The 14,014-nt window shown below is 41.3% G+C and carries 15 protein-coding genes; 6 read left to right on the plus strand and 9 right to left on the minus strand.

Annotation, left to right across the window (positions count from 1 at the left end; genetic code table 11):
* Nucleotides 1-7 precede the first annotated feature (7 nt).
* Entirely contained in the window at nucleotides 8-1,054 is a 1,047-nt protein-coding gene (locus E0H87_RS08895; RefSeq protein WP_131323247.1) for a rod shape-determining protein, read from the minus strand.
* Nucleotides 1,055-1,186: 132 nt separating this feature from the next.
* On the opposite strand from E0H87_RS08895, the gene gatC reads away from it, so the two are divergent.
* The 3 genes from gatC to gatB are packed head-to-tail and all read left to right on the plus strand — an operon-like array spanning nucleotide 1,187 to nucleotide 4,499.
* A complete protein-coding gene (gene gatC / locus E0H87_RS08900; RefSeq protein WP_100242180.1) occupies nucleotides 1,187-1,501 on the plus strand; it encodes an Asp-tRNA(Asn)/Glu-tRNA(Gln) amidotransferase subunit GatC in 315 nt (104 codons plus the stop codon).
* Between the two features lie 53 nt (nucleotides 1,502-1,554).
* Entirely contained in the window at nucleotides 1,555-3,033 is a 1,479-nt protein-coding gene (gene gatA, locus E0H87_RS08905; protein ID WP_131323248.1) for an Asp-tRNA(Asn)/Glu-tRNA(Gln) amidotransferase subunit GatA, read from the plus strand.
* Nucleotides 3,033-4,499 (plus strand): Asp-tRNA(Asn)/Glu-tRNA(Gln) amidotransferase subunit GatB, encoded by a 1,467-nt coding sequence (gene gatB / locus E0H87_RS08910; RefSeq protein WP_131323249.1) that lies wholly within the window; start codon nucleotides 3,033-3,035, stop codon nucleotides 4,497-4,499. Before gatA ends, gatB begins: the two co-directional genes overlap by 1 nt.
* A 47-nt stretch (nucleotides 4,500-4,546) precedes the next feature.
* Here the strand turns inward: gatB and E0H87_RS08915 are convergent, their stop codons facing one another.
* The 4 genes from E0H87_RS08915 to E0H87_RS08930 form a co-directional block, all read right to left on the minus strand.
* Nucleotides 4,547-5,611, minus strand: coding sequence for a DGQHR domain-containing protein (locus tag E0H87_RS08915; RefSeq protein ID WP_131323250.1), 1,065 nt, complete (start codon nucleotides 5,609-5,611; stop codon nucleotides 4,547-4,549).
* Nucleotides 5,608-6,435, minus strand: coding sequence for a hypothetical protein (locus E0H87_RS08920; protein WP_131323251.1), 828 nt, complete (start codon nucleotides 6,433-6,435; stop codon nucleotides 5,608-5,610). The genes E0H87_RS08915 and E0H87_RS08920 overlap by 4 nt, the downstream gene beginning before the upstream one ends.
* A gap of 78 nt (nucleotides 6,436-6,513) precedes the next feature.
* A complete protein-coding gene (locus E0H87_RS08925; RefSeq protein WP_131323252.1) occupies nucleotides 6,514-7,029 on the minus strand; it encodes a hypothetical protein in 516 nt (171 codons plus the stop codon).
* Nucleotides 7,030-7,080: 51 nt separating this feature from the next.
* Nucleotides 7,081-7,995 (minus strand): LysR family transcriptional regulator, encoded by a 915-nt coding sequence (locus E0H87_RS08930; RefSeq protein WP_131323253.1) that lies wholly within the window; start codon nucleotides 7,993-7,995, stop codon nucleotides 7,081-7,083.
* A gap of 114 nt (nucleotides 7,996-8,109) precedes the next feature.
* Here E0H87_RS08930 and E0H87_RS08935 point away from each other — a divergent pair, with 114 nt between their 5' ends.
* A complete protein-coding gene (locus E0H87_RS08935; RefSeq protein ID WP_131323254.1) occupies nucleotides 8,110-8,685 on the plus strand; it encodes a chromate transporter in 576 nt (191 codons plus the stop codon).
* On the plus strand, nucleotides 8,682-9,197 hold the full coding sequence (locus tag E0H87_RS08940) for a chromate transporter (protein ID WP_131323255.1): 516 nt from the start codon (nucleotides 8,682-8,684) through the stop codon (nucleotides 9,195-9,197). The genes E0H87_RS08935 and E0H87_RS08940 overlap by 4 nt, the downstream gene beginning before the upstream one ends.
* Nucleotides 9,198-9,309: 112 nt before the next feature.
* On the opposite strand, the gene E0H87_RS08945 is transcribed toward E0H87_RS08940, so the two are convergent.
* A complete protein-coding gene (locus E0H87_RS08945) occupies nucleotides 9,310-9,792 on the minus strand; it encodes a hypothetical protein (RefSeq protein ID WP_131323256.1) in 483 nt (160 codons plus the stop codon).
* Nucleotides 9,793-10,016: 224 nt separating this feature from the next.
* On the opposite strand from E0H87_RS08945, the gene E0H87_RS08950 reads away from it, so the two are divergent.
* Nucleotides 10,017-10,595: a DJ-1/PfpI family protein gene (locus E0H87_RS08950; protein ID WP_131323257.1), complete on the plus strand. Its 579-nt coding sequence runs from the start codon at nucleotides 10,017-10,019 to the stop codon at nucleotides 10,593-10,595.
* Between the two features lie 68 nt (nucleotides 10,596-10,663).
* On the opposite strand, the gene E0H87_RS16180 is transcribed toward E0H87_RS08950, so the two are convergent.
* From E0H87_RS16180 to E0H87_RS08965, 3 genes are all read right to left on the minus strand, one after another.
* A complete protein-coding gene (locus E0H87_RS16180) occupies nucleotides 10,664-11,164 on the minus strand; it encodes a hypothetical protein (RefSeq protein WP_227547338.1) in 501 nt (166 codons plus the stop codon).
* 416 nt (nucleotides 11,165-11,580) lie between these two features.
* Nucleotides 11,581-12,558 (minus strand): hypothetical protein, encoded by a 978-nt coding sequence (locus E0H87_RS08960; protein ID WP_171458357.1) that lies wholly within the window; start codon nucleotides 12,556-12,558, stop codon nucleotides 11,581-11,583.
* A gap of 292 nt (nucleotides 12,559-12,850) precedes the next feature.
* Nucleotides 12,851-13,960: a DUF1176 domain-containing protein gene (locus tag E0H87_RS08965; RefSeq protein ID WP_413773115.1), complete on the minus strand. Its 1,110-nt coding sequence runs from the start codon at nucleotides 13,958-13,960 to the stop codon at nucleotides 12,851-12,853.
* Between the last annotated feature and the right edge of the window lie 54 nt (nucleotides 13,961-14,014).

Genomic DNA, 14,014 nt, shown 5'->3' on the forward strand with positions numbered 1-14,014 from the left:
TCCTTAATTAACCAACGAATAACATGTCGTGATTTGGATTATCAAAGAATTCTAAAACTTTACCACCACCACGAGTGACGCAAGTTAAAGGATCTTCAGCAACTACAACTGGTAAACCAGTTTCCTGAGCCAATAATTTGTCAAGGTTACGTAGCAATGCACCACCACCTGTCAATACAATGCCGCGCTCTGCAATATCTGAAGATAATTCAGGTGGCGTTTGTTCCAATGCAGATTTCACTGCTGAAACAATGCTTTGTAAAGGATCAGAAATCGCTTGGGTAATTTCGTTTGAAGTTACTGTAATGGCACGTGGCACGCCTTCTGCCAAGTTACGACCACGAACTTCAATTTCTAGCGTTTTACCCTGTTCGTCTGGTAAAGCCATACCCACTTCTTTCTTAATGTTTTCTGCTGTGGTTTCACCAATCACGCAGCCATGTGCTTTACGCACATAGTTAATGATTTGTTCATCAAACACATCACCGCCAACACGTAAAGAGTCGGCATAGACACAACCTTGCAATGAAATAATTGCAATTTCAGTTGTACCACCACCCACATCAACCACCATCGAACCGCAGGCTTGTTCTACAGGTAAGCCTGCACCAATTGCTGCAGCCATCGGTTCTTCAATTAAACGTACATCACGTGCGCCTGCATTGAATACAGCCTCACGAATCGCACGACGTTCAACCAATGTCGATTTACATGGAACACACACCACAACACGCGGTGCAGGTGGGAATAAACGCTTTTCATGCACTTTACCAATAAATTGGTTGAGCATGGTTTCAGTCACTTCAAAATCAGCAATTACACCGTCTTTCATTGGGCGAATTGCAGAGATGTTCGCAGGCGTACGACCAAGCATTTGCTTCGCATCAAGACCAACAGCGGCAACAATTTTTTGTGAACCGCTGTGACGAATAGCCACAACTGTCGGTTCATTTAATATAATGCCTCGTCCTGGTGCATAAATAAGTGTATTTGCTGTACCTAAATCAATGGCGAGGTCTGGCGAAAACAAGCCAATTAGTCGTTTTAGAATCACGGGGTCGTTCTCAGTTTAACTTTATGTGGACGCAAGGTCGCAACTTTAACTAAATGTGATGCTTTGAACAAGTCAATCGCTTATTATAACGCACGATATTTTGAAATTTTTTAATACTGATTAGGTGATGTTATGTCTACATCGGATGCTCAGCATTCAGCAGATTTAAATGCTCAAACAGTTTCAGCGATCGCCAATCTTGCTCGTTTATCGCTAGATGATACGCAATCTGCTGAATATGCTCAAAGTCTAAACAAAATTTTAGGCATGATGGAAACCTTAAAGGGCATCGACACCGAAGGTGTTGAACCATTGAAAAGCCCTTTCGACAATCCACAGCCGTTACGTGAAGACGTGGTGACTGAACAGAATCATCGTGAAGAATATCAAGCTGTTGCACCAGCAACCGAAGCAGGCTTGTACCTTGTACCACGCGTGATTGAATAATTTTCACTCAGTTGAACCATTTTTTTTAAATTAAACGTAAAGAATTATTTCTCATGACCGATTTACACCGCTTATCGATTCGTGAACTTGCTGAGGGTTTGGCACAAGCTCAATTCTCCTCTCGCGAACTGACTGCACATTATTTAAAACGTATTGAAAAAATCGATACGCAGGTAAATTCCTATATTACCGTGACCGCAGAGCAAGCATTGGCTCAAGCAGACGCTGCGGATGCTGCGATTAAAGCAGGCACAGCAAGTACGCTCACAGGTGTTCCGATTGCACACAAAGACATTTTTTGTACCCAAGGCATTAAAACCTCTGCGGGCTCAAAAATGTTGGACAACTTTATCTCACCGTATGACGCAACTGTGGTTGCTAAAGGCAAAACCGCAGGTCTGGTGACTTTAGGTAAAGTGAACATGGACGAATTTGCCATGGGTTCAACTTCTGAAAACCCTTTTTATGGCGCAACGAAAAATCCATGGAATTTAGAACACGTACCAGGTGGCTCTTCGGGTGGTTCTGCGGCCGTTGTAGCTGCTGATCTTGCACCGTTTTCGACAGGAACCGATACAGGCGGTTCAATTCGTCAACCTGCATCTTTCTGTGGTTTAACGGGTTTAAAACCGACCTATGGCCGTGTTTCACGTTTCGGGATGATTGCTTATGCTTCATCAATGGACCAAGGCGGACCAATGGCACGTTCGGCAGAAGACTGTGCTTATCTCATGAACGTGATGGCAGGTCATGACGCGAAAGACTCAACTTCTATTGAAAAAGAAGTCGACGACTACGTTGCAAACTTAAATGGCACATCTGTTAAAGGTTTACGCATTGGTATTCCAAAACAATACTTCAATGTCGCTGGTTTAGATGCCGACGTAAAAGCACGCGTTGAAGAATCATTGAAAAAATTGGAAGAAATGGGCGCGATTTTAGTTGAGATTGATCTCAACATGACGGAAGCCTATGTTCCAACGTATTACTTGATTGCCCCTGCGGAAGCATCATCGAATCTTTCTCGTTTTGATGGCGTACGTTACGGCTACCGCTGTGAAAACCCGACCGACATTTTAGACCTATACAAACGTTCGCGTTCGGAAGGTTTTGGTGCTGAAGTACAACGTCGTATCCTAATTGGTACCTACGCCCTTTCAGCAGGTTACTACGATGCTTATTATGTGAAAGCACAGAAAGTTCGTCGCTTAATTCAACAAGACTTCTTAAAAGCATTTGAAAATGTAGACGTGATTGCTGCGCCTTCTGCACCAACAACTGCATATAAAATTGGCGCTAACCTCAGCCCAACAGAAATGTATTTAGGTGACATTTACACCCTTGCAGTGAACTTGGCAGGTTTACCAGCCATCAATGCTCCTGTTGGCTTTGACCAAGCACAACTCCCTGTTGGCTTACAGTTGATTGGTAACTACTGGTCAGAATCACAATTGTTGTCGATTGTTCATCAATACCAACAAAACACGGACTGGCACACCAAACGTGCAGCAATTGCTGAGGAGAATGCATAATGGCTGAAGCTCAAAAGTTGAAATTGATTGACGGTTGGGAAGTCGTTATCGGGATTGAGATTCACACTCAGCTTGCGACCAAATCTAAAATTTTCTCAGGTTCTTCGACTGAATTTGGTCAAGACCCAAATACACAAGCCAGCCTTGTCGATTTGGCGATGCCGGGTGTGTTGCCTGTTTTAAATAAACAAGTGGTGGATTTGGCGATTCGTTTTGGTTTAGGTATTGATGCCTTTATCGACCAAGCATCTGTGTTTGCCCGTAAAAACTACTTCTATCCAGACTCACCAAAAGGCTACCAAATTAGCCAGATGGACAACCCGATTGTGGGCTTGGGTCATATCGACATTCAACTTGAAGATGGTACGGTGAAGCGCATTGGCGTAACGCGTGCTCACCTAGAGGAAGATGCTGGTAAATCGATTCACGACCAGTTTGAAGGGATGTCAGGTATCGACTTAAACCGTGCCGGTACACCTTTACTTGAAATCGTGTCTGAACCTGACATGCGTTCGGTTGAAGAAGCTGTGGCGTATATCAAGTCGATTCACACTTTAGTACGTTGGTTGGGTATTTCTGACGGTAACATGGCGGAAGGTTCATTCCGTGCTGACTGTAACGTGTCGCTACGTCGTCCGGGCAACGAATTTGGTACACGTTGTGAACTGAAAAACCTCAACTCTTTCCGTTTCATTGAACAAGCGATCAATGTTGAAATTGAACGCCAAATGGACATTTTAGAAGACGGCGGCAAAATCGACCAAGAAACACGTCTATTCGACCCAGTGAAAATGGAAACGCGTTCAATGCGTTCGAAAGAAGAAGCGAACGACTATCGCTACTTCCCAGATCCTGACTTGTTGCCTGTGATTATTTCAGATGCACAAATTGAAGCGGCTCGTGCAACATTACCTGAGTTACCTGCGGCACGTCGTGAGCGTTTCGTGGCGGACTTTGGGGTGACTGAGTACGATGCACACGTGTTAACACTGACGCGTGAAATGTCTGAGTTTTATGAAGCGGTGGTTCAAGCTGCTGGCGGTTCTGCTCATGGTAAAGTGTCTGCAAACTGGGTGATGGGCGAATTCTCAGGTGCTTTAAACAAAGCAGGCTTAGAGTTGGCAGATTCTCCTGTTTCGGCTGAACAGTTGGGTGGCATGATCGCACGTATTGTGGACAATACCATTAACGGCAAAATCGCGAAGCAAGTGTTTGGCTTTATGTGGGAAGAAGGCAAAACTGCCGATGCCATTATTGCTGAAAAAGGCTTGAAGCAAGAAACTGATACAGGCGCAATTGAAGCGATTATTAAAGACGTGCTTGCAGCCAACGAGAAGATGGTTGAGGAATACAAGTCTGGTAAAGAGAAAGCCTTTAACGGTCTTGTCGGTCAAGTGATGAAAGCTGCAAAAGGTAAAGCTAACCCTGCGCAAGTCAATGAATTAATGAAGAAATTGATTGGTTAATCTGATCTATTTTGAAAAAGAAAACCCGCTTTTAAGCGGGTTTTCTTTTAACTTAAAGCACTTTTCATTTTATTCACTAATTTAGTTCTAGCTTGCTCATTTGAACCATAGTTTTCTGATGATATCTCGTGGTTCTCAGAATCAAAATTAATTTTAATTCTTTTAAGTTTTTCCTTAAAAAATTCTTCTGTAAGGTTTCCTTCCTTAAGTCCAAGTGGGATTAATTCTAAGTTAGCTAGTTTCAAAATTGCCCCAACACCTATTGGTTTAGATAAAATTGAGTTCTGAGGTTGTTCCCACTCGATACTAAAAATGTCTTTGACAGCATTAAAAAGATTCATAATAATTTTTAAAATTAAATCATCTTTTTCTTTTACAAACAAAGATCTAAGAGAACACCTACTATCATCATCTAATTCAATATCGTTTTTAATATCCCTCGTATCTTGTTCAGGATCTCTACTGATAAGTTCTAGTAAATATTTCACGAATGATCCTTGAGAAATTGTTGCTAGTTCTTGCCCTTCTTCTTTCTTACCCAACATTTTTAACCGATTATAAAAAGGAGAAAGTTCAGATCTATTTAGCGCTCTTGTAATTTCATGACAAGTTTTAAATGGGCTCCTATTTTTGCTTAATGCAAATAAGTCATAAATTAAAGAGGATGGTACAGAAGTTTGCTTACTATTAATTACAGAAAAAACATATGCTTTTTGATAAGCATCTAGATCGATCATAAATACTACAGGAAGAGTGAATTTACTAGCTAAACCAGATTCTTTTAGTCCATTTATTCTGTGCTGACCATCAATAATCTCTCCTATTTTTATATCCGGATTTATAATTATTTTTCTATTAATTACATCAATTTCATAACCTTCCCCCATATTGAGAGAGACAACAATAGATGTTGGGAATGTTGCATCAGGGTCATTACAATAATTAGCAATTGCCTTTACCCTTTTTTTACTTAAATCTCGTTGTACAGCATCAGGATACTCTCCTCGATGTTTGACTTCCGTGATTTCAATCAAAGTTTGAGCATCAAGCACCGAGACAAAAAAAGTACCTATAGGTTGTATAACTTCAAGTAATGGGAATTCCTTCATCATACTCTTAAATCTCCATCACTAGTCTTTTTCACAGCACTTTTAGTTAGTGCATCAACTTCTTTAGTTTCATTTTTGCCATAGTCATCATCATAGGAAAGATCCTTGAATTTGGGTAAATTTAATTTTACAAGACAAAAACAATAAATTGAAAAAATCATTGAAGCTATATAAAAAGCTAATTGCAACCAGTCGAATGAATAGTAAAATGCTACCCCAATATCAATAGGATCTCCCAACTGGGTTGCACTGTAAACTATAGCATTCAGTAACAAGAATAAAACTAATACAGAAGAAGCTATAATTCGAATATAACGGAAAGAAGCTTCTTTAGAGCTTAAAAAGGTAGTGAATACATTACCTAGCATTGAAGCAATAATTGCGATTGAATACAAATAGAAATTTCCAGCTTGAGCATCTAAATAAAGTGACTCTTGAAAATCTTTATCAGTACCAAGAACTCGAATCAATAGATTAGTTATAATTCCTAACTGACCTGCGAATAAAGTAAAAAGTGCCCAAATAAAAAATTCTGTTTTATTGTCATTAATTACTTCAAAAGGTTTTAAGATTTTTGATTGAATTTTACACAGAAATTCTAAAATAATTAATATTTTTTCTCGAAAAAAGAATATTGCAAGAAATCCAACGAAGCTAATTGTAAAATTTACAGGTAATAAATCAATCAAAAATCCCCCAATTTTTAGCAAAAAATTAATAGCCAAAAACCACAACATAAAAGCAATGAAAATAAACAAATCATTTTCATAGAAATTTATATCTTTTTTACAAAAGGAATTGTCTCCTTGATTATTTTTAACACTCATACATGCATATTAAAAGATTCTATATCAGTAAAAACTATATAAAAAAAAGCCTTTATAATCAAATCTTATTTTAGCTATCTATTTAATATGACCCAATTTATTCCAAATCTCAGGTGTTAAAAACGTCGTCACCATCTTGTTCAAATCGAGATAACGTAACAAACCATTCAACTGCCGCTTCACTTCGGTATTCTTTACAATTTCCTCGCCTGTAATCTGTCCCAACTGCTGAAAACTTTCACCTACGGCTTGAATACCATCTGCCTGAATCACGGCTTTAGTCTGTGCCGAACATTGCTCAACCAAAATACGTTGCAACACTTGCGCCACATTTTTATCCAGTGCGGTTTTCTGATCTTCCGTGACCTGACTAAACTGTTTTAAATCGGGATGCGTCGATAACGCCACAAAGGTCCACTGCAACACGGCGGTTTTATCGGTCGCGGTGGTCGATTTCACTAGACAATTACTCAGTTGATCGACCGTGGTACTCGCCATACTCATCTGCGTTGCACCCAAAACCGTGGCTGCCAACAACACCACACGACCAAGACCCAACCACTTCCCCTGAGTTTTCACAAGCTGAACAGACATCTGTTGAATTCCAAAAACTGATTGGTTTCTTTGTAACACAGCCATTAAAACTCAGCTGTTATGACTCTGTATCTCGTGAGGCTGTCTGCCTAACAATTGCAACACATGCTGCAAACGTACATTATCAACATTGTGCTTATACACCGCATAAATTGGGGCAATACACGGCAAATCTGCCTTTAACGGTTTATACACAATCTGTTTATTCCAAAAGTCTCGAATCGCTTCAGGCACAATCGATAAGCCAATACCCGCCGCAATCAGATTTAAACTGGAGGTTAATCGTGGGGCCTCTTGCACAATTTTCGGACTAAAGCCCGCCTGATAACAACTCGCCATAATATTGTCGAATAAATCCTGCCCCGCTAAACGACGATACAGCACAAAATCATAAGCTTCTAAATCGAGTAAGTGAATTGCATCAGACTGTTCCACCAATGGATGGTTATTCGGCATCGCCACAATCAACGGTTCGTCCAGTACATGCAAGCTATTTAGCCCCGCGCCAAGCGGAGCAGGTTTGCGTAAAAAGACGATGTCATTTTTATCGTTACTGATCGAGTCAATCAGTGAGTTACTACCATCTTCTTCTAGATGAATCGAAACCGCAGGAAAAGTTTCACGGAAATTACGTAACAATGCAGGTAAAAAAGGATGTAAGCCCACCGAATTGGTAAAGCCAATATTCAACTGCCCTTCCAAACCTTGGGTAATGTTCTTCACCCGCTGCGGGATCGCCTGTGCATGTGCCAGGATGGTCAAAGCTTCCTGATACAGCACTTTACCCGCTTCAGTTGCTTCTACGCCACGCGGTAAACGTTTCAATAGCTGCGTATTCAACTCATCTTCCAGACCTTTAATGATGCGGGTCAACGGTGGCTGTTGCATATTTAAACGCACGGCTGCACGTGAAATATTACTTTCTTCCACCACCGCCACAAAGGCGTTGAGCTTGTGAATATCCATCTTCAACTCTCCAGATTAAGCATACCATTTAGGTATGGTTTACATCATAAATAGCATTTTTCATTATAACGCAACAAGCGCATACTTTTGACATTAGAACGAGTGAGGTCAGCAATGAAAACTGAAGTCATGACATTAGAGCAAGACATTCATCCCAATCATCAGGAATTATTTATGGGGTTTATGAAACTTGGGCTGATGGGGTTTGGCGGGGTGCTACCACTGGCACACCGTATGATTGTAGATGATCGTAAATGGCTGACAATTGAGGAATTCACGCATTTACTTGGCGTGTGCCAACTACTGCCTGGCGGCAATATCATCAATATGTCAGTCGCAATTGGCTATCAATTTCAAGGGGTGAAGGGTGCAATTAGTGCTGCGGTGGGTTTGATCTCGGCACCGACTTTAATTGTAATTATGCTGTATGAACTGTACGCCCAATTTCAATCCATTCCCGCAGTTAAACACATGCTTGAAGGTCTTGCTGCCGCTGCCGCAGGCTTGTTGTTTGCGATGGGATTAAAAATGCTTCGTCCGATTATGCGACGCTATTTAACTTGGTTGACCATCGCCTTAACCTTTGTATTTATGTTGTTGATCAAAATTCCATTATTACTGACTTTAGTCATTTTGGTTGCCCTCAACATCACGGTTTTAAGCCTGAATAAAGGAGCAAAAAACGCATGATTCTGATTGCTTTAGCCATCGTTTTTACTCAGCTTTCTTTACTGGCTTTTGGCGGTGGTAATGCCATTTTGCCTGAAATACAACATCAAGTGGTCGAAGTGCATCACTGGTTAACTGCCACAGAATTTAGCACCATGTTTGCGATGGCACAGGCAGCACCCGGCCCCAATATGATGATTGTTCCGCTGGTGGGTTGGCACGTCGCAGGTCCTGCTGGACTTCTAGTCACCTCATTCGCCAAGTTCGGACCATCATCCGTCATTACCGTATTTGCACTGAAATTTTGGAATCGGTTTAAAGATCATCCTCTACGTGAACGTTTTGAAAAAGCCTTAAAGCCCATTACGGTGGGCTTAGTGTTGGTCAGTGCATGGATTATTGCCGATGCTTCAGCACAAAATAGTTTGCTGATTGCCATCATTGCGATTGCGACAGTGATGAGTCTGTTTAGGAAAGTACATCCACTTTGGGTCATGCTCTTTGGTGCAACCGCAGGCGCTAGTTTTCTATAAAAATATCACAAAGGTAAATAAACCCGCATTGTGCGGGTTTCATCATTTTTCTAATGAGATACGGAGTGAATCCAACTCACCGAGTGGCATCTACTGCTGGATCAATCATGATTTAATATTGCGCTAAATCTCGCTCCCGACAAGACAGCTCATAATATTCAGCTTGCGGATGTCTTTTTAGAATGTAGGTATAATAATCAGTATTATCGTTTGCTATAAGGCCTAAAGAACACTGATTCTTTTTGGCAAATTGTTGCAGTGCGGCTAAATCCGCAGTTTTACTTACTACAGCGCCCCAACCTTCACTGACACAACAGCCGACATACTGTGACATGTATTCATCCGACACCGCGACCACATTTTGCCCCATAAACTTGAGTGGTTTTTTAATGCGAAATACATCGTTGTAGTCATAACGGAAAACTTCAGGTTTCTTGGCAATAAAGCCGCCAGCTTGTAAAGTTTTAAAAGTCGGAAAATCTTGTTTCGCAGCGCCCATTCCCCGATAAGTGGTCATGTCCGCTGCCATTGTCGCTGAAGAAAAGCTGAGTGCAACCCACAGCAAACTTTTTGAAACCCAGTGCTTCACGCCCATCATTATTATCCTTTGTTATTGCTATACGACAGCCCCGCATTTTAATGCAAATCAGGTCTAAAACCACTGATGATCACTATGATATTGGATGTCTTTTATTTTCCACACCCCTTACTAATCATTCGCTACGACTAAAGACAACAAAGCCTAACTTAAACTGCTCATCGGGCTATGCTATGGTGAAGCAGAATGATTCCACACATAACAACACAGAGATAAAAATCATGGCTAAACAAATTCTCATGCTGGTCGGTGACTACGCCGAAGATTACGAAACGATGGTGCCTTTTCAATTTTTGACAGGACTCGGTTATACCGTACATGCGGTCTGTCCAGACAAAAAAGCGGGAGACAGTATTGCCACAGCGATTCACGACTTTGAAGGTGAACAAACCTATAGTGAAAAACGTGGACACAACTTTGCCATTAACCACGATTTTACTGCCGTGAATACCACGGACTATATTGGCTTAGTCATTCCAGGTGGTCGTGCACCCGAATATTTACGTATGAATGCCCGTGTGATTGAAATTGTGCAAGAATTTGATACAGCAAAGAAACCGATTGCCTCGGTATGCCACGGTGCACAGATTCTCGCTGCTGCGGATGTGTTGCAAGGTCGCACCTGTTCTGCGTACCCTGCTTGTGCAGCAGAAGTGCAACTGGCAGGTGGAAAATATGCTGATATTGCCGTCACAGAAGCGGTGACAGATGGACATTTGGTCACGGCACCTGCTTGGCCTGCACACCCTGCTTGGTTAGCACAATATGTAAAAGCACTCGGTGCAACTATTCAGATTTAAGATAGTTTATCTTAAGCAATGATCGTTGCGTTCCAGACCATATGTACGGAACGCACCCCATAGATAAGCTATTTAATCCAAGATAACTGATGATGTATGGTCGGTGATTTATTCCAATACCAATAAAAATAGCCCCCTTGGTTTTGCAATAAGGTATGCGTTTTAAATCTGGTCTGTTCTTGACTTCCCCAACAGGCATGGGCTGAATTACGATTATTATGCAGATTAATATATTCGCGCTCTGCATTTATAGGCTGTGGTGGTAAATATAGTGCTGAACCCACGGGAATCCACAAATCAGCCAGATAAATTTTCTTTAGTTTGGGCCAATAACGGGCCACACTAATCACCAAAGGTAAGTTTGCATCGGTCGAAGCAAACACATGTGGAAAATCATGATGCTCCAGATCAGTACAAATAAAAGGAAATAAAGTTTTCCCACGACCCGAAGTTAAACCTAAATCCAAATAAGGGCACCAATAACTTGCCCAAACCCCATATTCATATTCAATTTGTGATAGCGTGATGACTGGACTTTGAATTTGAATGGCTTGCCCTGCCTCAACCAATGTAAAACCAAAAGCTGCCGCATTTTCTTGAGTTGCCCACAGCGCTTCAAACTCAAATTGACTGCCTTCAAAGTCCAGTTGGGTTTCTATGCCATAAGGTGCATTGTTCTTGCTGCCTAAAGCGCGAGGGACATGATACTTCTTCCCTTTGCTTTGTGGATTTTCAGGTGTAAGAGGAAGTGGTTTTAGTCCATCGGCTCAGCTCGTGAGATAGCTAGGTCGACCAGCATTATTATAAAAATATGGTGTCAGTTGAATATCAACCTCATATTCTCTGACTTCCCGATCCAATAATGCTGCCTCAAAATACACTGTATTTTCCGAACTGTTCCCCATCCTCACACCTCTTGAGTTAGTTTTTATTTCGTGATGCTACCTCAGTCCAATTTATCCACTTTAACTTACCCTTAAACGACTTATTGCCCTTGTTTCAACATGCGTTTTGCACCTGCATGGTTATAGTTACTAGCAAGATTTTGCAGAATTTTATTGGCTTGTCCTTTCGGGTTAGAAAAGCGACTGCTGTATGCAGGCACACTGGTCAAACAACGTGCTACGAGCATGCCTGAATCGGTATACACATTGGCATTGGTTCCTGCCAACTTGCCATAGTTATACGCACGTTGCGCATTGTTACAGGCGTTGAGCTTATTGGTGCCCTTGCTTAAATCCCGACGCGCAGTGACATAAGCTTTGAGCTGCTGCTGTTGCGGTGTTTCAATTGTTGGGGCAGTTACCGTTTGCGTAGCTTCTACCACAGCAGGTTTACTTTCTTTCTTTTTCTCTGCTTCTTTTTTATTGTCCGGCTCTTTGGCTAGTTCGGTTTTGCTATTTTTTGTCGTTGTAGCGCTTTTTGTTGTTTTTTTCTCTGTAGAGTTTGATCCTACATTTTTATACCATTGCTTGGCTTCATCCCCACTCAGTATACGGGTTTGCAGACTAACGGCTCTTGCAGCCAAATGACCTTCGAACTTTCCTTCCGCAGTAGGTTCAATCGAAACAATCCAACGCTCATTGGGCAATACACATTCATAAGCACCAATACCTTGTTTTACATTACTGTTCCCCGTCAGGCGCTTTTTCTGTGCCTGATCTTTGACTAAATGCAAATTACTTTTATACAGCAAGCCAAATTTTCCCCCTTTGGCATGACAATAACTGCCTAAATACTTCCGCGGATATAACGCTTGAGTTTCAGTGCTGTTTTGTTGCTGCCCCCAATCATAGACATATTCTTTAGCTGTACCATCAGCTGCATTTAAATTTTTCTGGTCAATTAACGCTTGTGGTGTCGCATATTTATTGATGGAATCGGTACTGAAATTACTGATGTGGTTACACCCCTGTAAAGTAATTCCAATCGCCCCAATGAAGATAAATTGTTTTAAATTCACGTCGTCGTTCTCAATAATTATTTTATTGTTTAAAAATATCGCAAATTACATAAAATAACAAACCATAGACCACTGATTTTATTGTTCATTTTTACACTTTTATTGAAAAATAGATCAACCAAAACACACTTAATGTTAAATAAATTATATTTTTAATTTTTTAGTTGTCTGAATTAACACAATCCCTGTAATTGACGCGTATGCGGATATAACTGCATCAAATCATCTATTTAATCAATCAAATAGAACATTGTGACCAATCATGCCCCGATAATGCATGACAACGAGCAAACTACTTCACCACTGCCTCAATTTGATCTAAATCCCACACCCCTCCCGCAGCTAAACCTTTACACATACCTGTCCAACGATCGACCGTTTGCACAAACTGCTGCCCATTCCACACCCATTCTGCGATTGCCCAACAGTCGCCAATGCCTCGCCCTTTTTGTGCACTATAAATATGCCCTTCCGAAAAGTCTGAAGCGGTTTCTGTAATAAAAGTTGCAGGGCCTTTGAGTGAGGCATCTAATACCCACATACCATAACCTTCATTATAGGCAGCACGCCAGCACAACGTTGTGGCCAATACTTTTTGTCCGCTCAGTTTATACAATTGAATCGGTTGTGGCTCTTGTCCATCTCCCGTATAAATCCCCTCACAAAAGCCTTCAGCAACTTCTTCTGTTTTAGGCTGCGATGATATTAAGGTTTTGTACAATGCCTGATAGTGGGGTTGAGTTGGTGCTAAAGTCCGATAGGGTTGATTGGCAGTCTTCACCTGTTTCACCACGAATTTTGGGGCGGCTGCTAAAACTCCAGCGTCACTGTTGCCTCCCTTTTTAATCAAAGCACTCACAGTATTGACCCGCTTTTGGAAATCATCCATTTTGAGCAACGTTGCAGTCATGCCCTTATCAGAAATTTGCCAATGCACATCCTGATTTTTAAATTCAACTTTGGCATTTTGTCCCGCAACTTCTAATAAGGCATTCACTTGCTGACTCGACAGCGTTCCCATCAAAGGAAGCTCATTGCCCTCCACCTTCACCACGCCTAAGTCCCAATTATTCACAAAAAAATGAATATTCCGAACCTTAGACACAGGCAATGTATCTTCTTCAAAACTGGCTAAAGCAAATTCTGCGGTTAGCATTTGCTTCGCACCTGCGTGACGCGTCAAAAGTAGTGATGCGGGTTCTGATTGACTAACATCATCATTTTGGTAACCTGCCGCACGACATGTGCCTGTATTGCTACAATAAAGCTCCCAATCCTCATGAGAAAAGGACATCCCTTTAATATCTTGCGCCAAAACGGCGGTGCTAATTGCAGAGATACAACCCAGTGAAAGCAAACCAAGAATAAATTTCATCAGGAATACACTGTTATTTATTGTCATACTTGTTCTTCAGTTTAATGCTTTTCTCTATCTTTTCCAGTTCATTGATTTTTA

The organism is Acinetobacter sp. ANC 4178, from assembly GCF_004331175.1.
Lineage (GTDB): Bacteria > Pseudomonadota > Gammaproteobacteria > Pseudomonadales > Moraxellaceae > Acinetobacter.